Source organism: Thermovenabulum gondwanense (assembly GCF_001601575.1).
Lineage (GTDB): Bacteria > Bacillota > Thermosediminibacteria > Thermosediminibacterales > Thermosediminibacteraceae > Thermovenabulum > Thermovenabulum gondwanense.
Genome location: NZ_LOHZ01000043.1, coordinates 1 through 19,643 on the forward strand (window position 1 = coordinate 1; position 19,643 = coordinate 19,643).

Consider the following 19,643-nt stretch of genomic DNA (forward strand, 5'->3'; position numbering starts at 1 on the left):
TTACAACCATTATATGGTAATATATGGAAATATTTTATGTTACAACAATTCATATAAAAAATTTTTTACCTTCATCTAATGGGAAGATGGTGAGTTTTTAAAAAACCTAAAAATACTTGACGCGATCGCGGAGTAGGAGGTAATTGCCCTCCTACTTCGTTTGTGATATTATAAATTATAAAAAAGGGGAAACTGTAAAAGATGGTATTTATTTGCTGTGCGTTTTACGCCGAAGCAAAACCTGTTATAGATTTTTACGGTTTGAAAAAAAATCATTATGCGTCAAAATTCGATATATACGAGGGTGAAAATATAATTTTAATTATTACCGGCATGGGAACGGTAATTACCTCCGCTGCGGTTTCACACCTTTTGACCCGTTATTCAGCGCAAAAAACCGATATAGCTCTTAATATAGGGATAGCCGGGGCGGTGAATCCTGATTACCGAAAAGGGGAGGCCGTTCTCTGCAATAAGGTAGTCAACACTTTTTCCGAAAGGTGTTTCTACCCGGATATTCTGGTGAAGCATCCTTTTAAAGAAGGGACATTGCTTACATATCCCCGTCCCGTCAGGGGAAAGGAGAAGGTCTTTTATAAGGGCGATCTGGTGGATATGGAAGGGGCGGGCTTTTTTGAAGCGGCTTCTTCTTTTTTATATGTTCATAACATCCAGTTAATAAAGGTGGTTTACGATTTTCTGGATGACCTGAGTATTAATAAAGAAGAAATTTACGGGATAATCCGGGATAACCTTCAAGATATAGATTATTACATAAAGGCTTTGGTGGAAGCCAATGAAATAATTAAAAATCCTCTATCCTATGAGGATGAGGAAATATTAAAAAAGATAGCCCAAAATTTAAAATTAACCTTTACAATGGAGCGGAGGCTCTACAATTTAGCATTGGCCTATAAAATTGTTAAAAAGGATAAGGATCTTGGTTTTTTAAAAGAATTCTTAAATATAAAACCAGATTCCAAGAGGGAAGTGAAATACTACTTTGAGCTCATTAAAAAGCGGCTTTCGGTTTAGCCCGTTTTCTCATTTATATATAGAAGAAAAAGCCTTAGAGTATCCTATTACCCGGGAAATAACGTCCAAGTTTTTAAATTCTAATAAAGTTTTAATAGGTGATTACAGGGAGGTCTTTACAAGACCCCGGCAGAGCTTTAACCTTCAAAAAAAAGCAGTCAAACTCATCCTTGCGGTAAAAAAAGGCGAATTTCTCTTTAAAGCACCGGAAGTGTGTCATGATTTCGGTTTTAGTAATTTTTACTACACATCGCCCATATTAAATTGCCCCTACAACTGCAGCTACTGCTTTTTAAAGGGCATGTATCCTTCTTCAAATTTAGTGATATTCGTTAATATTCAAGATTATTTGGAGGAAATCGAAAAACTGTGGGCGGAGAAGAAAAATCTATATATAGCATGCTCTTATGAGACGGATCTTTTAGCTATGGAACGAATCGTGCCGTATTCCCGGCGTTTTATAGATTTTTGCCGGGGAAAAAAGGGTTTAATTATAGAAGTAAGGACAAAAAGCGCAAACATTGACGCTATAAAGGATGTATTGCCGGCGGAAAATGCCGTACTTTCCTGGACAATATCCACTCCTTTTATTGCCGAAACTTATGAAAAAAATGCACCCGGTATAGAAAAAAGGGTAATGGCGATGAAAAAGGCGCAAGAGCTGGGTTTCAGGGTAAGGCTTTGCTTTGACCCGTTAATATATTACAAAGGGTTTGAGGAGGAATTTTATAAACTTATAGAGTACATCTTTGATAATATAGATAAATCTAAGGTAATGGATGCAGGTATCGGGGTATTCCGCATACCGAAGGAATATATGAAAAATATAAGGTCTTGTGGAATCTATGACGAAATCTTTTATTTTTATTACGAAGAAGGAAAAAAGGTGTTTTCCGTAGAAAAAAGTATAAAAGAAAAAATGGTTAACATTGCAGTACGCGAGTTATCAAAGTTTTTACCGCAGGAAAAAATTTTTTATTTATAGGGAAGGGATTTTATGGGTAAACTTCTTTTAATAGATGGAAACAGCTTGATGCACCGGGCGTATTACGCCATTCCGACCCTTACGACTTCAAAAGGGGTTCCCACCAATGCCGTGTACGGGTTTACCAACATGCTTTTTAGGCTGTTAAAAGAGGAAAAGCCGGATTTTATAGCAGTGGCTTTTGATAAAAAGGCTCCCACCTTTAGACATTTAGAATTTGAAGAGTATAAGGCGACAAGAGCAAAAGCGCCGGAGGAGCTTTTAGGACAGTTTTCTATTTTAAAAGAAATTTTATCGGCCATGAACATAAAATTCCTGGAAATAGAGGGTTTTGAAGCGGATGACGTGCTGGGGACTCTTTCAAAAAAAGCTGAAGAGGAAGGACTTTTTACTTTGATAGTTACCGGTGATAAGGACGCCCTTCAATTATTAAGCGAAAAAACCCATGTTATGCTTACTAAGAAGGGCATTACGGAAATGGAAGTATATGACCCGGAAAAGTTTGTAAACAAATACGAATTCAGCCCGCAATTTTTGCCCGATATGAAAGGTCTTATGGGAGATGCGTCGGATAATATCCCGGGAGTGCCCGGTGTGGGTGAAAAGACAGCCATTAAGCTTCTGAAAGAATATCAAAATCTGGAAAATCTTTATAATGCGCTTTCGGCCCAGGGAGATGAACGGGTTAAGGGAAAGTTGAAGGATAACCTGTTAGCCTATAAGGAGCAGGCTCTAAAGTCAAAGCGTTTGGCTACAATTATTCGAGATATTCCGTTAAATTTAGATTTCAACGAGTTAAAAATAAAGGTGCCGGACAGGGAAAAACTTATAAATCTTTTCAGGGAACTGGAATTTAACACACTGATAAAAAGATTGGCGGAATCTGCCGACGTCTCCGGGGAAAGGAAACAGGCAGAGAAGGTTTTACAAATAGAAGAGGTCTACAAAGAAGAAGGAAATGAACAGCGGGATGAAATAGCCTATGGGATAAAAGACATAGAGGACTTATACCGATTGAAAGAAGATGCAAAAAGCGCCGGGGTTCTCTCCTTGTTTTTAACTCCCGAAAGGGTGCTTTTTTCCGAAGGGAGAAAGGTTTTTTCCCTGGGAAATTCTTTCCTTCAAGAAGAGGATATAAAGAATTTATTGCGAGAGCTATTTCTCATGAACGGTATAAAAAAGATTGCCCACGATGGAAAGGGGTTAATACAGTTTTTTGCAAGGAATGGAATCGATTTTTCCTATGAGTTTGACACGATGATCGCCGCATATCTTTTAAACTCTTCTCGAAATAGGTACGATTTGGAGACCGTTGCCTACGAATACTTAGGAGTGGAACTGAAGGATAAGCCTGATGAAGAAAAGTGCTTTACCTTGATACCCTTAGAAGGGGTTCTTGAAGAGAGGATAAAAAATGATGGAATGGAAGGCCTGTTGTACTTCATAGAGCTTCCTATCTGCCATATACTGGCTGATATGGAAATGACCGGCTTTAAGGTGGACCGGGAAAAATTGAAAAAGCTCTCTGCGGAATTCGGAGAGAGGCTTATGGAATTGACCGGGGGAATTTATAAACTTGCCGGTACCTCTTTCAATATAAACTCTACTAAACAGCTGGGAGAAGTGCTTTTTGAAAAACTGCAGCTTCCCACCGTAAAGAAGAAAAAGACGGGTTATTCCACCGATGCAGAAGTTCTGGAAAAGTTAAAAGGCGCACACCCGATAATTGAAAAACTTCTGGAATACCGGTTTTTGATGAAGATGAAATCCACTTACGCGGATGGGCTTTTGAACCTGGTAGACAAGGTTACATCGCGAATTCACACCTCCTTCAACCAAACGATTACTGCTACCGGAAGGATTTCCAGCACTGAGCCCAATCTCCAGAACATTCCTGTAAAAACCGATATCGGCAGGAAAATAAGAGGGGTATTTGTTGCCGATGGCCCCGATCATCTTTTATTGTCCGCCGATTATTCCCAGATTGAACTCAGGATCCTTGCTCATATGTCCGGGGATGAAAAACTGATAGAATCCTTTGTCAAAGGAGAGGATATACACGCTCGGACGGCCAGCGAGGTGTTTGGAATTCCGATAGAAAAGGTCACCCCCGAGATGAGAAACAGGGCAAAAGCGGTAAACTTCGGTATTATTTACGGGATCAGCGATTTTGGCCTTGCTCAGAACCTTAACATCCCCACAAAAGAGGCAAAGGAGTATATAGAAAATTATTTTAAGAGATATCCAAAGGTTAAGGAATTTATTGAAAATACGGTTAAAAAGGCGAGGGTTTCCGGATACGTAACCACCCTTTTTAACAGGAGGCGCTACCTTCCGGAAATAACGAGCAGGAACTTCAATCTAAGGTCTTTTGCCGAAAGGGCTGCGGTGAATTCTCCCATTCAGGGGACCGCTGCGGATATAATAAAACTCGCTATGGTTAAGATTTACAGGGAATTGAAAAGAAGGGGTTATAAAACCAAACTGTTGCTTCAAATACACGATGAATTGATTTTTGATGTACCTTTGGAGGAGCTGGATGCAGTAAAAAATTTGGTGAAATACCATATGGAAAAGGTGGTGGAGCTAAAGGTTCCTCTCATTGTGGATGTAAAGGAAGGTTATACCTGGGAGGAGCTAAAATAAAAAAAGGGGGAGAGGGCTTTGAAGGTCATTGGTTTGACCGGGGGAATTGCCAGCGGTAAAAGCACCGTTTCCGGGATTTTGCGCGAAAAAGGGGCATATATAATAGATGCCGATGAGATATCAAAGGCCCTCGTTGAACCGGGAAAACCGGCTTATCTTGAGATAGTGAAGCATTTCGGGCAGGAAATCTTAAACGAGGACGGGAGCCTGCGGCGAAAAAAATTGGGTAGAATAGTTTTTGCAGACAAAGAAAAGCTGGCCCTGTTAAATAAAATAACCCATCCTAAGATAATAGAGGAAATAAAAAGGAGATTGGAGGAAGCCGCCAACAGGAATGAAAATGTTGTGGTGATAGATGCGGCCCTTTTGATAGAGCTTGGGCTTTATAAAATGGTGGATGAGGTATGGCTGGTCACCATTGATGAAAAAACTCAGTTAGAAAGACTATTAAAGAGGGATAGCTTTTTGGAGGAAAAGGAGGCTAAGGACAGGATAAGGGCTCAGATGCCCCAGGAAGAAAAGGTAAAATATGCCACCAGAATAATTAATAATTCGGGGGATTTTTCGCAACTTCTAAAACAGGTAGAGGATTATTGGAGGGAATTAGTTGAATCAAAAAATTAATAAGGTATTTACTTTACTGGTAATCGCTTTAATCGTTGCGCTTTTTTTTAACCTTAACTGGTTTTTGAAGACCATTTACCCGTTAAAGTACGAGGATTATATAGTGAAATATTCGAAGGAGTACGGTTTAGACCCTTACCTTGTTGCTTCGGTAATAAAAATAGAAAGTAATTTCAATCCTTCTTCCATATCTAATAAAGGTGCAATTGGGCTTATGCAGATAATGCCTTCCACAGCGGTATGGGCTGCGGGAAAAATGGGTATCAGGGAAGAAAAAATTGACCTGATGGACCCGAAGACCAATATTATGATCGGAACCTGGTATTTATCCGACCTTTTGAGGGAATTTAAAGGGGATCTTACCTTAGCTTTAGCGGCTTACAACGGAGGGAGGGGCAATGTAAGGGAATGGGTGGATAGGGGATTGTTTGATGTAAAAAATAAAAAAGAAGAGGAAATACCCTTTGTGGAGACAAAATTTTTTGTAATGAAGGTAAAGAAAGCGTACTATTGGTACAGAAAATTGTACAGATTAAAATAAATTTTGGAGGTCATGATATGAAAGAAATAAAATCTTTGAAGGATGTAAAGGACTTTGAAATAAAAAAAGAAAGGCTCTTTTATTCGGCAACCCATGAAGAAATAAAATGCGGCGCCACTACCGATATTTATTTTATTAAGACAATGGAAATTTTGCGACACTTAGGGGTGGCAGGTAAAAGGGTGGTTGCCGAAGTTTTTGCAAGAAAAAGCGGTATTTTATGCGGACTCGAGGAGGTATTAAACCTTTTAAAAGATAAAAATATTGAAATTTACGCTATTCCGGAAGGGGAAACCTTTAATCCAAAGGAGACAATATTGAGGATAATTGGGCCTTATGAGGAATTCGGCATATATGAAACGGCGCTTCTTGGGATCCTCGCCCAGTCCAGCGGCTGGGCCACGGCGGCAAGGGAATGCAGGGAAGCGGCGAAGGATAAGATGTTTATCTGTTTTGGTGCGCGGCACGTTCATCCCGCGGTGGCTCCGGTTATGGAAAGGGCTGCGATCGTGGGAGGCGCCAGCAATGCCAGTTGCATTCTTGCTGCGAAGATACTCGGAAGACAGCCATCGGGAACCATTCCTCATGCTGCGATTCTTATCGCCGGGGATACGGTAACTGTAGCAAAAGCCTATGACGAGATCATGCCCCCTGATTCACCGAGGATAATCCTGGTGGATACCTTCAAGGACGAAGCCGAGGAGGCTTTGAACGTCGCCGAGGCTCTCAAAGGTGCGCTGGAAGGGGTTAGGTTGGATACCCCCAGCGAAAGGGGAGGCGTAACAAAAGAGCTGGTAAATGAAGTGAGGCATAGATTAAACCAGAAGGGATACAAAAATGTAAAGATTTTCGTTTCTGGAGGTCTAACTCCCGATAAGATAAGGGAGCTTTCGGAAGCCGGAGCCGACGCCTTCGGAGTGGGAAGCTATATCTCCGGTGCCTCACCAATTGACATGACCATGGATATTAAGATGGTGGACGGAGTGCCCGTTGCAAAAAGAGGAAGGATTCCGGGATTAATCGATAACCCAAAACTTAAAAGGGTGAAATAAATCTTAAAAAGAAAGTTCCGGAAACCACAGGGCAATTTCCCTTCGGGCACTTTCGCTGCTGTCCGATGCATGGACTAAGTTTTCCTGAGTGGTAAGGGCATAATCACCCCTTATGGTACCCGGAAGGGCATCTTCAGCCTTAGTAGCACCGTTTAAAAGCCGGACCAGCTTTATTGCATTGGGCCCTTCTAAGATCATCGCTACTACTGGGCCCGAGGTGATAAAGTTTACGAGCTCCCGGTAAAAGGGTTTATCCCGGTGCTCTTCATAGTGTTTTTCAGCCAGGTCTTCGGTCACCTGAAGCATTTTCAAAGCGAGGATTTTTAAGCCTTTTTGTTCATACCTTTTAATTATGCTTCCCACGAGGCCTCGCTTTACCGCATCGGGCTTTAACATTACGAAGGTCTTTTCCATAAAATATTCCTCCTTCTTTTGGATACAATTTAGTGAAATAATGTATAAAAATTATTTTATAAAAGATTTTACAATTTATCAAGGAAGAAGGGAACATAAGTGCTGAAGGACAGAATTGACGCAGGGAAAAGACTGGCAAAACTGCTTTCCCATTATAAAAAGGACGAAAAGGCTGTTATTTTTGCTATTCCCCGGGGCGGGGTAGTAGTAGGTGGCGTACTGGCAGAGGAGCTTTCTCTTCCCCTTGATGTGGTTGTCACCAAGAAAATAGGAGCTCCCTTCAATGAGGAATTTGCGGTGGGTGCTGTGGCTCCCGATGGAACGCTTTTTGTTTACGAAGAAGCAGTAAACAGATATGGCATAAAGAGGCCTTATCTGGAAAATGAAGCAAAACTGAAACTGGAAAAGATAAAGGAAAATTTGATTAAGTTTCGTGGGCAGGAGTATTACGATTCCTTAGAAGGCAAAAAAGTAATTTTGGTGGATGACGGTATAGCCACGGGTTTTACGGTAAAGGCTGCGGTAGAATTTTTGAAAAAATTAAAAGCAGAGAAAATAATAATAGCCGTTCCGGTAATTGCTCCCGATTCCGTGAAGGAATTTAAAGGGATTTGTCATGAACTTTATTATATTTATTCTGAAGAACCCTTTTATGCAGTAGGCCAGTTTTATGAAGATTTTTCTCAGGTGGAGGATGAAGAAGTAATAAATATTTTAAAAAATACGGAAAAGAGGTAAGGACATGCCGCTGATAATTAAAGCAATAATAATGGGTATTGTGGAAGGGTTGACGGAGTTTTTACCCGTATCTTCCACAGGCCATCTTATTATCGCCGGGGATTTTTTGGGTTTCAAAGGTTCGAGATTTAACATCACCTTTGAAATAGTAATACAGTTAGGGGCGATTTTAGCAGTAATTTTTTATTACCGGAAAAAAATTTATAATTCCCTTTTGAACTTGGCCCCGGGCAGGAGCGGTTTTCGCCTGTGGTCTAATATTTTTATAGCTTTTATCCCTTCTGCACTGCTGGGGGTGTTTTTAAACGATTACATCGAGACCTATCTTTTTTCCTCCTTTACCGTAGCTATCGCACTGGTAGTTGGTGGAGTCCTTATGATACTTACGGAGAATGCTTTCGGGAGGTACGGGTTAAATGAGATAGAAAAAGCCGGTTTCGGGCAGTCGCTTTTAATAGGGATAGCTCAATGCCTTGCCCTTTTTCCGGGCATGTCCCGTTCCGCATCTACCATCATGGGCGGCCTTGCAGCGGGATTTTCATTAAAAGGTGCGGCGGAGTTTTCCTTTTTCCTGGCAATACCCACGATGATTGCTGCATCTTTATTTTCACTGCTGAAAGGGATAGGCGCCATGGGTGTATTAGAATGGCAGGCGCTCGGGGCGGGATTTATAGTATCCTTTATTGTTGCTCTAATAGCTATAGATAAATTCCTTTCATACGTGTCTAACCGCTCTCTTAAACCCTTTGCTTATTACAGGATAGTATTTGGGATTTTAATACTTTTTCTGGTTTTGAGCGGTTATCTAAAGTAAAAAAATAAATAACACCCTCTATGGTAGAAATTAGGCTATTATAGAGGGTTTTTTTTGAAAAAAGAAAAAGGTGGTAATAAATGATAATATTCAGTTTAATATACAATCTGCTGAACAAATTAGGTCTTTTTATTATAATAATTTATCTTTTATCCAAATCAAAAACCTTTACAAAACTTATTACCCAGAACGAAAAATCTTTTAAAGGAAACCTATTGCTTATAACAATATTTGGCATTATCGGCATGTTGGGGAATTATTTCAGTATAAATTATGAAGGCTCCCTGGTAAATACCCGAATTATTGGGGTAGCGTCGGGAGGGCTGTACGGCGGCCCGGTGGTGGGATTAGGAGCTGCAGTAATATCGGTTATTCACAGGCTGTCCATAGGGACTGCGGACTTTACCTTGAAAGCCTGCAGCATTTCCACAATTATAGAAGGAATGATTTCCGGATATTCCTATTATATTGCCAAGGAAAGACGCAATAAATGGATTTACGGGATAGTCCTGGGGGTAATTTGTGAATCCCTGAGGAAAATAATGGTGCTCATTTTTTCCAGACCTTTTGCCAAAGCCGTAGCGGTGGTTAAAGTCATATGGATTCCCATGACCGTTGTGAATGCCGTAGGTCTTGCTATATTTATAGCGATTATCGAATCCATTTTTACAGAAAAGGAGAAACTACAGGCTTATCAAGCAAAGCTTTGTCTTAATATAGCAAATCAAACCCTGCCAATTCTAAGGAAGGGTTTAAGCAGGGAAACGGCAAAAAAAGCGGGAGAAATTATTTTCAATGTGACGGATTTTGACGCTATAGCCATTACCGACGAAAAGGAAGTACTTTGCCATCTCGGAGTGGGCTCGGACCATCATGCTTCCGGGGGACCGCTGTTGACAAACCTTACAAAAAAGGCAATTCAGGAGGGCATTTATGTAGTAAGCAAGAGTAAGGCGGAAATAGACTGTAAGTTTCCCGATTGTAAACTTCAGTCCGCAATTGTGCTTCCTTTAAAAATAAAGGACAACGTCATCGGGACTTTGAAGTTATATAGGTGTGCAGAAAATTCCATAAGCGAAACGGATGTGGAGCTGGGCCTCGGGCTTGCACAGTTATTTTCAACTCAATTAGAGCTTAGTATGATTGAAGAACAGAACAAAATTCTCGCTTTGACTCAAATTAAGGTACTGCAAAACCAGATAAATCCGCATTTTTTATTTAACTGCTTGAATACCATCTCTGTCCTGTGCCGCCTGAACCCCTTTAAAGCAAGAAAACTCATCAGCCATCTTTCCAATTTCTACAGAAAGAATTTAAACAAGAAGGATGCACTGATTGATATAGATGAGGAATTGGAGCACGTAAAATCTTATGTGGCATTGGAAAAAGAAAGATTTAAAAACAAGCTTAAGATAACTTTTACAAAGGATGAGAACGTGAATTTCAAAATACCGCCGCTTACCCTGCAGCCCTTAGTGGAAAACGCCATCCAGCACGGAATCCTTCCTAAGGAGGAAGGGGGGCATGTGGCGGTAATTATAAAGGGGATTCGTAAAGGATTTTTGATCTGCGTTAAAGATGACGGCGTAGGAATTGAAGAAGAACTTTTAAAAAATTTAAATTCTCATAATTTCCCGAAAAGCAGTTTTGGATTAGAATCAGTTTACAAGAGGTTTAAATATTTCTACGGGAGCAGTATTCAGTTTAATATTTACAGTAAAAAACAAAGGGGTACCTCGGTGATAATACGGGTAAGGGGTGATGCGGTTGAAGGCCTTAATAGTTGAAGATGAAGAGTATTCTGCGATAGAGCTGAAATACCTTTTAAAAAAGGTGGATAAAAATATCAAGGTCATAGGAATTATTAATTCCGGGCAAAAGGCTTTAAATATCGTAAAAAAACTGAACCCCGACGTTGTGTTTCTCGACATAAAATTAAATGATTTAAACGGACTGGAAATAGCAAAAAGTTTATTATCCCTTGATGAAGGTATAAAAATTATTTTCACTACCGCCTATGATGAATATGCAGTGAAGGCCTTTGAATTGAATGCTTTGGATTATGTTTTAAAACCCTTCAGCGAAGAAAGGCTAAAAAAGACAATAGAAAAAATTAAAAGAAATAATGAAGTTGAAACGGCAGGGCTTGGAAAAAAATTTGAGGAGGTAAAAAAACTCCCGGTAAAATCGGATTCAAAATTGATTTTTATCGACATCGATGAGATTATTTACATCGAAGCCGAGGGGAGAAATTCCATTATTAAGACCGCAAATGGTATTTACAAATCCTTATACTCTTTGAAAGATATTGAAGAAAGGTTAAAGAACAACTGCTTTTTCAGGGTTCATAAAAGCTACATTATAAATCTAAAAAAAATAAGAGAAATAATCCCCTGGTTTAATAACACCTATTTAATAAAATTGAGCGGCTGCGAAGGTATAGAAATACCCGTATCAAAAAATAAAGCCAATGAACTGAAATCGATTTTGAACATATAATTTTCATTTCAATTTTCATACTGTTCATTTAATGAAATGACACATTCATTTAAATATTGTTTACGAAAGACCTCCTTTTTTGATATTAAATGAGAGGGAAATATTCAAAAAAGGGGGTCATTATTTTGAACTTAAAAAAAGTTTTACCGCTTTTATTGGTAATTTCGCTTATTGTTTTTTCTCTCGGCGGCTGTGGAGCAAAGCAGGATTCAGGTGAAAAGAGCAATTCTACGAATTCCAATCCTGCGCAAAAAGCGGAGATTACCTTTGCTTCCGGAGGAGCGGGCGGTCCATACCACGTTATCGCCAGCGCTTTAGCTTCCTTATGGAATGAGAAGATTTCCGGTATTAATGTTACAAACTCTTCTACCGCTGCTTCTGTGGTAAACCTGAGGATGATAAATGAAAATAAAGCCCAGATAGCTTTTACTATGAGCGATGTGGCATACCTTGCCAATAAAGGGCAGGAAATGTTCAAGGAACCGCTGGCAAACGTTTTGGGTTTTGCTTCCTTGCACGACAATTACGTGCAGCTTATAACCAAAAAAGACAGTAAAATTAACAGTGTATACGATTTAAAAGGTAAAAGGGTGGGAGTGGGTGCACCCGGCAGCGGAACCGAATTCAACGCCCGCGGCATATTAAAGGCCGCCGGTATGACCTACAATGATCTGGCAAAAGCAGATTATTTAAGCTATGCGGAGACCTGCGAACAGTTAGCAAACGGCAACATCGATGCAGGATTTATTACGGGCGGACTTCCCGTTGCGGCCATAACAGAACTTGCTACTACAAAGGATATAAAGATTGTTCCAATTGCACCTGAAATTATTGAAAAATTAAAGCAGGAATACCCCATATACTTTGAAGCGGAAATTCCTGCAGGAACCTACAAAGGCGTGGACGCACCTGTCAAGACCGTTGCTTTGAAGAACTATCTTGTTGTTAGCAAGGATATGTCCGAGGATTTGGCATACAATCTCGTAAAAACAATGTTTGACAACTGGGAAACGGTAAAACAGTCCCATTCAGCTTTAAAGGATGTAACCTTGGAAAGAGCTACCGAACATATGGTAATACCTTTGCATCCTGGAGTAGAGAAATTCTACAAAGAAAAGGGTTTAATCAAATAAAAAACAGGAGGTAAAGAGAGCAGTTAAAGTTATTTAACTGCTCTCTATCTAAATGCATAAAATGAAAAAAAAAGCATGGGTTTTAATATTTTCATTGGTACTTTTAATTATGTTTTTTATCTCAAACAGGCTATATTTAATTATTATTTCATCTAATGAAAAAACTATAAGAATACCTTATTTTAGTGATACTTTTTCAATTATTTTTATACATTCCAGTGAAAAACAACCCTGGGAAAATATTTTTGGAATTAATGAAGATAAATTAGTGCTGAAAACAATGAAAGTGGCTTCTATTGGCCCGGGGGTGCCTTCGAATATAGAGGACGGATGGAAGGTAAAAATAAAAGACGGTTTCATAGTTTACGATAAAATAGATAAAGAATTTGAATTTCTGGATATAAAACTATCGAAAATTTCTCCTCATTATCTGAGGATGGGCGGTAAAAAGATTAACTTAGTCAGTATTTTTGGAGATAATACCGGAATTAGAATTAGAGCAAAAAAACTCTTTAACTAATTTTTTGGAGGAGATTTTTTTATGAGCGACAAACAGATAGTTAATGAAAATCAAATACAGGAAACTATAAAAAAATACGATAAAACGGAAAGGACTAAGGAATTAAAAGGGAATTTAAAAAAATTGGTATCTTTTATAGCAATAGCAATGGCGCTGTATCACCTTTACACCTCCTGGCATGGAACACCTACAGCCATAATTCACAGGTCTATTCACGTAAGTTTTATGCTTGTCCTTATTTACTTTTTATATCCCATGAGTTCTAAAGAAAACGGTTTTACTAAATTTTTTGATATAATTCTCATTGCTGCAAGTATAATACCGTACCTTTATTTAAGGGCAAATTTCCACGAAATAGTGAACCGTGCCGGAATGCCCACCACCTGGATATACTGGTAGGAATACTTCTGGTAATACTTGTTTTGGAAGCAGGAAGAAGAGTAACCGGGCTGGTTCTTCCCATTCTTGCGGTTATATTTTTGCTTTACGGCTTAACAGGCAACCTGCTCAGCGGATATTTTTCCCATAAAGGTTTTTCAATTCCCGAAATAATCGAATATATGTACCTGACAACAGAAGGGATTTTCGGTACTCCTATAGGAGTATCGGCTCAATATTTAATACTTTTTGTCATTTTCGGGTCGTTTTTATTAAAATCCGGTGTTGGCGATTTTATAACCGAGATAGCTTTGGCAATTGCCGGGGATAAAAGGGGCGGGCCCGCTCAGGTGGCGGTACTTTCCAGCGCTTTAATGGGTTCTGTAAACGGTTCGGCGGTGGCAAATGTGGTTACAACAGGAACATTCACTATACCTCTTATGAAAAAGATAGGATATACTCCGGAATTTGCCGGCGGCGTGGAAGCTGCAGCTTCTACCGGCGGTCAAATCCTGCCTCCTGTAATGGGCGCGGCAGCTTTTATAATGGCAGAGATCCTGGGGGTAAAATACGTCAATATAATGTACGCGGCCATTATACCTGCATTGCTATATTATTTCGGGGTATTTATAACGGTTTATTTTAGAGCGGTTCGAATGGACTTAAGGGGATTGGACAAAAAAGAAGTGCCGAGTTTAGGCAAGATTTTTAGAGAGAAGTTTTTCCTATTGATACCTTTAATTGTACTGGTGTACCTTCTCGTAAAGGGTTATACTCCAACTTTTGCTGCCTTTTTTGGCATTCTATTGACGGTGCCCGTCAGCTGGCTGACCCCGAGGAATAAAATGAACCTGTCGAAGATATTAGAGGCTTTGGAGTCCGGTGCCAAAGGTTCTTTAAGCGTTGCGGTAACCTGTGCTGTTGTAGGTATTGTTGTTGGTATTTCTACACTGACGGGACTTGGCTCCAAAATTGCAGGGGCAATTATTTCCCTTTCGGGAGGCAATTTGTTTCTGACATTGGTATTTACAATGATAGCATGTATTATACTGGGGGTTGGGATGCCTTCAATTCCTGCTTACCTTTTAACGGCTAATATGGCAGTACCGGCACTTTTGAAGCTCGGCGTTAAACCTTTCGTATCCCACTTCTTCGTATTTTATTACGCTATGCTTGCAAACATTACACCGCCCGTGGCCTTAGCGGCCTATGCAGCAGCGGGTATATCCGGAGGTGATATGTACAAAACGGGGCTTGAGGGGTTTAAATTGGCTATAGCAGGTTTTATAGTGCCCTTTATGTACGTATACAATCCCGTACTCCTCGGAATAGGAGGCAGTGCTTTATCAATTATAACCACCTGTATTACAGCCCTGATTGGTGTTACCTTTGTAGCTTCTTCTTTTGAAGGATATCTTCTAAAGCCGATGAATAAAATTGAAAGGGTTCTTATGATGATTGCCGGCTTGCTTTTAATAAAGCCGGGAGGATTAACCGATATTATAGGTGTTGTTATAGGAGCCGGTGTTTTACTGCTTCAGATTGGAAAGAGGAAAGTTACGATAAATAAAAATTTATCCTGAGATAATAAACTTCCTCTTTGGCGTGATTTTATTTAAGCCAAAGAGGAAAATTTTTAAATATTAAGGAGGGTAATAATTATGAGGCTTGCCACAATTAAGCTTTTGGGAATGGAAATAGCGGCAATAATTACGGAAAAAGGCGCGGTTCCCGTTAGTTTAGTAAGTGAAAGACTTAATAAAAATTGGTCCAGGGATTTATTTGAAATTATTGAAAAAGGACAGTTGGATGAAATGAAGGACTGGTACGAAAATGGAGGTAAAAAGGAAATAGAAAAACTCGAGTTTATCCCTAAGGAAAAGGTAAAATACGGGCCGTTGTACAGAAGGCCAAGAAAAATCTGGGGCATTGGATTAAATTACGTGGAACACGCATCGGATTTAGCAGAAAAAGCCCCCGATGAGGAACCGGCAAGTTTCATGAAGCCCGATACAGCTATTATCGGCCATAAAGATGCTATAAAAATTCCCGTCCAGTCCGAAAAGACTACTGCCGAAAGTGAGCTTGGGGTTATAATCGGGAAGGTATGTAAAGAAGTAGAGAGGGAAGACTGGCTTTCCTATGTAGCAGGGTTTACCACCGTAATCGATGTTACCGCCGAGGATATATTGAGAAAAAATCCCAGATATTTAACGAGGGCTAAAAGTTTTGATACTTTCTTCAGCTTCGGACCTGTATTGGTGACCCCCGACGAGATTGAGGATGTGTTGAAATTAAGGGTGGCAACGGTAAAAAACGGCGAAATATATGCGCAAAATACGGTATCAAATATGAAATTTCCGCCGGACTTTCTTGTTTCCTTTCATTCTAAGGTGATGACTCTTCTTCCGGGGGACATTATTTCCACAGGAACACCCCGTGCTGTTCAAATTAACGACGGGGATACAGTTGAATGCTGGATCGATGGTTTTGAGCCTCTAATTAATAATGTAATTGATTTAAAGGCAAGAAAATAGAAAAAATATGCAAATAAGTTTGGAGGGAATAAAATGGAACTGGGATTGAAAAATAAAACAGTAATTGTTACTGCGTCCAGTTCGGGACTTGGGAAGGCTGCTGCTCTGGAATTTTGCAGAGAAGGCGCAAATGTAATGCTTTTCAGCAGGTCCGAAGAGGAATTGGTAAAAACGCAGAAGGAAATAAAAGAAATAACCGGGAAAGAACCGCTTTTTACTGTAGGGGATATGACAAATTACGAGGATATAAAGCGATTAGTAAAGAATACTGTTGAGGCCTTTGAAGACGTATATGCCCTTGTAAATAATACCGGCGGACCGCCGGCGGGGAATTTTGACAATTTTGACGATGAAGCCTGGCAAAAAGCCTATGAACTTTGCCTTTTAAGCTATATCCGGACTATAAGAGAAGTACTTCCCTTTATGAAAAGAAATAATGAAGGGAAGATTGTAAACTTTACCTCTTCTTCCGTAAAGCAGGTTTTAGACAATCTTATTCTGTCAAATACCTTTAGAATGGGCGTGGTCGGTCTCAGCAAGACTCTTTCCCAGGAGCTGGGTAAATATAATATTTTGATAAATGTTGTAGGGCCAGGGAGAATCGGCACAGCGAGGGTGGAATACTTGGACAAAATAAGGGCGGAAAAAGCAGGTATTACCGTTGAGGAATTAAGAAAGGAGACTTCAAAAAATATACCCTTAGGAAGGTACGGTACACCCGAAGAATACGCAAAATTAACCGTATTTCTGTGTTCGCCGGCAAATACATATATCACCGGCCAAATTATACTTGTCGATGGTGGTATGGTAAAGGCGTATTAATTTCTTTTAGAACAAATGTCGGTAATATCGATACTCGTTTTTACTATTTCGGAAACAAAACTTATTTTTCCCGACAAGTCTTCAAATTCTTCGGGAGTATACCCTAATATATCCGCTCCTATATCGTAGTTCCAGTATTTATTCAGAAACTCAAGGCGTTCAAAAAAATTCATTTTATTAAAATCCTCCGATACTATTGCAAGGTCTACATCGCTGGTTTTTAAAGCTTCACCTCTTGCGTAAGACCCGAACAATAATACTTTTTCTATTTTGATAGTATTTTTTAACTTGCTTATATAATCGGATAATAATTTTATCAGTTCATCTTTTGTTTTAACCATTTTAACACCCTTTCTGTATCGTAGAAGTATTCTTCAGCAATTTGCCTGTTATACATTTTATAATTAACTCCTCCGGCAGCATCGGGGTATCTTGAAACCATATAGTGTGGATTCAATTTTAATATTATCGTTTCCATATCTTTGTCAGGGTTATTATCAATCATTTCTAATAATGTAATTAAATTATGAGATTTTGGTGGAAATTCTTTATTTAAATGTATTATCAAAGCTTCTAATAATTTTTCTACAGCCTGGTGGCAAATAAAAATGCAGTAATTATATCTGCCAGCATCAAGCATTGCTTTTGCGGTTTCAAAATCGTACTCTGAGCTTTCGAGCCAATCCAGAACTTCTCTTCGCATTATATAACATCTCCTTTGTAAACTTTTTTCTTTATTATATCAAATAATTCTTTAAAATAGATAAGAGAGGAATTAAATGGTATAATTTTGATGTATAAATTATTTACGGGGTGATTGGCCATGCTGGTAAATGAATACAGAACCGGGCGGGAATTCGCCGGAAGGCTCGGTTACGGGAGCGACCTTTTGCTTTCCCTTACTGATTTTGTTCAGGAGAAAGGAATTAAAGCCGGGATTATAGAGGTAATAGGTGCGTGCAAAAGGGCAAAGATAGCTGTTTACGATCAGGAAAAAAAGGTATATAATAACCTGATTTTCGAAAAACCTATGGAGATCGTGAGCTGCATTGGAAATATATCGTTATTAAACGGCCAACCCATGCTGCATCTTCATATAGCAATTTCCGATGATGAAGGGAAAGTATTCGGAGGGCACCTTATAGAAGGTACCGAAGTGTTTGCAGGAGAGTTTTACATAAAAGAGCTTCTTGGCCCTACCCTTGAAAGAAAGCGCGATGAGGTCACGGGGCTAAATCTGTGGGGATAATGAACATTTTATACAATAATTATTTAGCACTTTATCAGATGTTCTTTTCTAAAATATATTTGGCCAATTATCTTTTAGCAAACATCTGATAAAGTGCTTTTTAATTTTGAAAATTTAGGTATATTCTATCAAAGTATTTTGTTATAAAATAAATTTAAAAATATTGTTTTAAGATAAATTATTTTATTTAGGAAAATATTATTTTAAAAATAAAAAAATATTATAAAAGTAATATTAAGTATTATAACATATCAAAAATACCAGAACTTAATTTTAAATTGGAGGTAGTGTTATGGACAAAAGGCTATTAGAAATTGTTGTAAACAACTTATATGCAGGTGTATATCTGACGGATGGTAAAGGGACTACAATAGGTGTTAATAAAACTTTTGAAATGATGTCGGGAATAAAAAATGAAGAGCTAACCGGGAAAAGCATGAAAGAGCTGGTTGAGAAGGGATATTTTTCGGCTTCTGCCACTTTGCTGGTTTTAGAGCGAAAGGCGCCGGCATCTGTAATTTACAATACCTGTACTAAAAGAAGGTTATTGGCAAGGGGAAAACCCATATTTAATGAAGCCGGGGAAATCGAATACGTAGTAAGCACAGTTTACGATCTTACCGAAATTGAATATAAAAATACTGTCGATAATGAAGGTGTTGGGGGTAATCTTTCGGAAGAAAACAATTTCGTAGCATACAGCGAAGCGATGAATAGGGTTATAGACTTGGCTTTAAGAGTTGCCGCAGTAGATTCCACTGTATTAATTATTGGAGAGTCGGGGGTAGGCAAGAGCCATGTAGCTGAAATAATACACAGAGCCAGCAAAAGGAGAAACAGACCGATGATAAAGGTGAACTGTGCCGCTATACCAGAGACCCTAATTGAGTCGGAGCTATTTGGATACGAAGCAGGAGCTTTTACAGGAGCTGATAAAAGGGGCAAACCGGGATTATTTGAGCTGGCTAATCACAGCACTATATTTCTGGATGAAGTTGCAGAATTTCCGTTGAATGTCCAGTCTAAGCTTCTTGGAGTGCTCCAGGATATGGAATTTGTCAAAATAGGCAGCAGAAAGCCGGTTAAGGTTGATGTCAGAGTTATTGCCGCTACGAATAAGAATTTATATAAACTTGTTCAGGAAGGGAAATTTAGAGAGGATTTGTACTACAGGCTTAATGTAGTGCCTATACACATTCCGCCTCTTAGAGAAAGGCGAGAGGATATACCGCCACTTATAACATATTTTGTTGAAAAGTACAATAAAAAGTACGGCTGTAATAAAATCTTATCCACTTCCCTTATAAATCTATTGATAAATATGCCATGGGAAGGAAATGTAAGAGAACTGGAAAACACAATTGAGCGACTTATAGTAACTTCGAAAAGCGATTCTATTTCTATTGATGATTACAATTACATTTTTAGAGAAAATGATATGGATTTTACCAAAATGGGCCTTGATAAAATCATGGAAGAGTATGAGAAAAGGATTTTATCTCAGGCAAAAATCCTCTATAAAACCACCAGAAAGATGGCGGAAGCCCTAAGAACAAGTCAATCGACAATTGTAAGGAAGTTAAAGAAATACGGAATTATATAACAACTCATATTTAACACTTTTATTATCAAGGCGGGAGACTATCTAAGTTTTTT

Annotated in this window: 21 protein-coding genes; 18 read left to right on the forward strand and 3 right to left on the reverse strand. The window is 39.0% G+C overall.

All coding sequences use genetic code 11. The features are described from left to right. Positions 1-201 precede the first annotated feature (201 nt). The 6 genes from ATZ99_RS10285 to ATZ99_RS10310 are packed head-to-tail and all read left to right on the forward strand — an operon-like array spanning position 202 to position 6,883. Positions 202-1,035 (forward strand): 5'-methylthioadenosine/S-adenosylhomocysteine nucleosidase family protein, encoded by an 834-nt coding sequence (locus ATZ99_RS10285; protein ID WP_068749148.1) that lies wholly within the window; start codon positions 202-204, stop codon positions 1,033-1,035. Next, entirely contained in the window at positions 1,004-2,020 is a 1,017-nt protein-coding gene (locus tag ATZ99_RS10290; RefSeq protein ID WP_068749149.1) for an SPL family radical SAM protein, read from the forward strand. The genes ATZ99_RS10285 and ATZ99_RS10290 overlap by 32 nt, the downstream gene beginning before the upstream one ends. 12 nt (positions 2,021-2,032) lie before the next feature. Beyond that, the gene (gene polA / locus ATZ99_RS10295; RefSeq protein WP_068749150.1) at positions 2,033-4,666 is read left to right on the forward strand and encodes a DNA polymerase I; all 2,634 of its coding nucleotides are present in this window, start codon (positions 2,033-2,035) and stop codon (positions 4,664-4,666) included. Between the two features lie 18 nt (positions 4,667-4,684). Then, positions 4,685-5,290 (forward strand): dephospho-CoA kinase, encoded by a 606-nt coding sequence (gene coaE / locus ATZ99_RS10300; RefSeq protein WP_068749151.1) that lies wholly within the window; start codon positions 4,685-4,687, stop codon positions 5,288-5,290. After that, positions 5,274-5,831, forward strand: a complete 558-nt coding sequence (locus ATZ99_RS10305) for a lytic transglycosylase domain-containing protein (protein WP_068749152.1) — start codon at positions 5,274-5,276, stop codon at positions 5,829-5,831. The genes coaE and ATZ99_RS10305 overlap by 17 nt, the downstream gene beginning before the upstream one ends. A 17-nt stretch (positions 5,832-5,848) precedes the next feature. Then, positions 5,849-6,883 carry a nicotinate phosphoribosyltransferase gene (locus ATZ99_RS10310; RefSeq protein WP_068749153.1) on the forward strand — a complete coding sequence of 345 codons (1,035 nt, stop codon included), beginning with the start codon at positions 5,849-5,851 and terminating at the stop codon, positions 6,881-6,883. 3 nt (positions 6,884-6,886) lie between these two features. Here ATZ99_RS10310 and ndk read toward each other — a convergent pair whose 3' ends face one another. After that, positions 6,887-7,297, reverse strand: a complete 411-nt coding sequence (ndk, locus tag ATZ99_RS10315) for a nucleoside-diphosphate kinase (protein ID WP_068749154.1) — start codon at positions 7,295-7,297, stop codon at positions 6,887-6,889. A 99-nt stretch (positions 7,298-7,396) separates the two neighbouring features. Between ndk and ATZ99_RS10320 the strand changes: the two genes are divergently transcribed. From ATZ99_RS10320 to ATZ99_RS10360, 10 genes are all read left to right on the forward strand, one after another. Next, positions 7,397-8,035, forward strand: coding sequence for a phosphoribosyltransferase (locus ATZ99_RS10320; RefSeq protein WP_068749155.1), 639 nt, complete (start codon positions 7,397-7,399; stop codon positions 8,033-8,035). Positions 8,036-8,039: 4 nt separating this feature from the next. After that, on the forward strand, positions 8,040-8,849 hold the full coding sequence (locus ATZ99_RS10325; RefSeq protein ID WP_068749156.1) for an undecaprenyl-diphosphate phosphatase: 810 nt from the start codon (positions 8,040-8,042) through the stop codon (positions 8,847-8,849). Positions 8,850-8,929: 80 nt separating this feature from the next. Further along, positions 8,930-10,636 carry a sensor histidine kinase gene (locus ATZ99_RS10330; protein ID WP_068749157.1) on the forward strand — a complete coding sequence of 569 codons (1,707 nt, stop codon included), beginning with the start codon at positions 8,930-8,932 and terminating at the stop codon, positions 10,634-10,636. Continuing rightward, positions 10,617-11,348 (forward strand): LytR/AlgR family response regulator transcription factor, encoded by a 732-nt coding sequence (locus tag ATZ99_RS10335; RefSeq protein ID WP_068749158.1) that lies wholly within the window; start codon positions 10,617-10,619, stop codon positions 11,346-11,348. The genes ATZ99_RS10330 and ATZ99_RS10335 overlap by 20 nt, the downstream gene beginning before the upstream one ends. A 125-nt stretch (positions 11,349-11,473) precedes the next feature. Continuing rightward, positions 11,474-12,481, forward strand: a complete 1,008-nt coding sequence (locus ATZ99_RS10340; protein ID WP_068749159.1) for a TAXI family TRAP transporter solute-binding subunit — start codon at positions 11,474-11,476, stop codon at positions 12,479-12,481. 61 nt (positions 12,482-12,542) lie between these two features. Then, complete coding sequence (locus ATZ99_RS10345) at positions 12,543-13,001, forward strand: DUF1850 domain-containing protein (RefSeq protein ID WP_187694846.1); 459 nt, start codon at positions 12,543-12,545, stop codon at positions 12,999-13,001. Between the two features lie 21 nt (positions 13,002-13,022). Then, complete coding sequence (locus tag ATZ99_RS12030) at positions 13,023-13,400, forward strand: hypothetical protein (RefSeq protein ID WP_222927110.1); 378 nt, start codon at positions 13,023-13,025, stop codon at positions 13,398-13,400. A 23-nt stretch (positions 13,401-13,423) separates the two neighbouring features. Continuing rightward, a complete protein-coding gene (locus ATZ99_RS10350) occupies positions 13,424-14,962 on the forward strand; it encodes a TRAP transporter permease (protein ID WP_245641378.1) in 1,539 nt (512 codons plus the stop codon). Positions 14,963-15,040: 78 nt separating this feature from the next. Further along, positions 15,041-15,916 carry a fumarylacetoacetate hydrolase family protein gene (locus ATZ99_RS10355; protein ID WP_068749161.1) on the forward strand — a complete coding sequence of 292 codons (876 nt, stop codon included), beginning with the start codon at positions 15,041-15,043 and terminating at the stop codon, positions 15,914-15,916. A 33-nt stretch (positions 15,917-15,949) separates the two neighbouring features. After that, positions 15,950-16,738, forward strand: a complete 789-nt coding sequence (locus tag ATZ99_RS10360; RefSeq protein WP_068749162.1) for an SDR family oxidoreductase — start codon at positions 15,950-15,952, stop codon at positions 16,736-16,738. Here ATZ99_RS10360 and ATZ99_RS10365 read toward each other — a convergent pair. Both ATZ99_RS10365 and ATZ99_RS10370 read right to left on the reverse strand, forming a co-directional pair. Beyond that, a complete protein-coding gene (locus ATZ99_RS10365; RefSeq protein ID WP_068749163.1) occupies positions 16,735-17,079 on the reverse strand; it encodes a nucleotidyltransferase domain-containing protein in 345 nt (114 codons plus the stop codon). The genes ATZ99_RS10360 and ATZ99_RS10365 overlap by 4 nt on opposite strands. Continuing rightward, on the reverse strand, positions 17,055-17,441 hold the full coding sequence (locus ATZ99_RS10370) for a HEPN domain-containing protein (RefSeq protein ID WP_068749164.1): 387 nt from the start codon (positions 17,439-17,441) through the stop codon (positions 17,055-17,057). The genes ATZ99_RS10365 and ATZ99_RS10370 overlap by 25 nt, the downstream gene beginning before the upstream one ends. Before the next feature lie 120 nt (positions 17,442-17,561). Between ATZ99_RS10370 and ATZ99_RS10375 the strand changes: the two genes are divergently transcribed. Both ATZ99_RS10375 and ATZ99_RS10380 read left to right on the forward strand, forming a co-directional pair. Continuing rightward, positions 17,562-17,987, forward strand: a complete 426-nt coding sequence (locus ATZ99_RS10375; RefSeq protein WP_157074753.1) for a PPC domain-containing DNA-binding protein — start codon at positions 17,562-17,564, stop codon at positions 17,985-17,987. A gap of 292 nt (positions 17,988-18,279) precedes the next feature. Further along, positions 18,280-19,590 carry a sigma-54 interaction domain-containing protein gene (locus tag ATZ99_RS10380; protein ID WP_068749165.1) on the forward strand — a complete coding sequence of 437 codons (1,311 nt, stop codon included), beginning with the start codon at positions 18,280-18,282 and terminating at the stop codon, positions 19,588-19,590. Positions 19,591-19,643: the final 53 nt, after the last annotated feature.

What these genes read in the sequence shown, in the direction of transcription:
- ATZ99_RS10370 (WP_068749164.1), bottom strand. Translation starts at nt 17,441, where the DNA reads ATGCGAAGAGAAGTTCTGGATTGGCTCGAAAGCTCAGAGTACGATTTT.
- ATZ99_RS10360 (WP_068749162.1), top strand. Translation starts at nt 15,950, where the DNA reads ATGGAACTGGGATTGAAAAATAAAACAGTAATTGTTACTGCGTCCAGT.
- ATZ99_RS12030 (WP_222927110.1), top strand. Translation starts at nt 13,023, where the DNA reads ATGAGCGACAAACAGATAGTTAATGAAAATCAAATACAGGAAACTATA.
- ATZ99_RS10345 (WP_187694846.1), top strand. Translation starts at nt 12,543, where the DNA reads ATGAAAAAAAAAGCATGGGTTTTAATATTTTCATTGGTACTTTTAATT.
- ATZ99_RS10310 (WP_068749153.1), top strand. Translation starts at nt 5,849, where the DNA reads ATGAAAGAAATAAAATCTTTGAAGGATGTAAAGGACTTTGAAATAAAA.
- ATZ99_RS10375 (WP_157074753.1), top strand. Translation starts at nt 17,562, where the DNA reads ATGCTGGTAAATGAATACAGAACCGGGCGGGAATTCGCCGGAAGGCTC.
- ATZ99_RS10365 (WP_068749163.1), bottom strand. Translation starts at nt 17,079, where the DNA reads ATGGTTAAAACAAAAGATGAACTGATAAAATTATTATCCGATTATATA.
- ATZ99_RS10355 (WP_068749161.1), top strand. Translation starts at nt 15,041, where the DNA reads ATGAGGCTTGCCACAATTAAGCTTTTGGGAATGGAAATAGCGGCAATA.
- ATZ99_RS10330 (WP_068749157.1), top strand. Translation starts at nt 8,930, where the DNA reads ATGATAATATTCAGTTTAATATACAATCTGCTGAACAAATTAGGTCTT.
- ATZ99_RS10325 (WP_068749156.1), top strand. Translation starts at nt 8,040, where the DNA reads ATGCCGCTGATAATTAAAGCAATAATAATGGGTATTGTGGAAGGGTTG.
- ATZ99_RS10380 (WP_068749165.1), top strand. Translation starts at nt 18,280, where the DNA reads ATGGACAAAAGGCTATTAGAAATTGTTGTAAACAACTTATATGCAGGT.
- polA (WP_068749150.1), top strand. Translation starts at nt 2,033, where the DNA reads ATGGGTAAACTTCTTTTAATAGATGGAAACAGCTTGATGCACCGGGCG.
- ndk (WP_068749154.1), bottom strand. Translation starts at nt 7,297, where the DNA reads ATGGAAAAGACCTTCGTAATGTTAAAGCCCGATGCGGTAAAGCGAGGC.
- ATZ99_RS10285 (WP_068749148.1), top strand. Translation starts at nt 202, where the DNA reads ATGGTATTTATTTGCTGTGCGTTTTACGCCGAAGCAAAACCTGTTATA.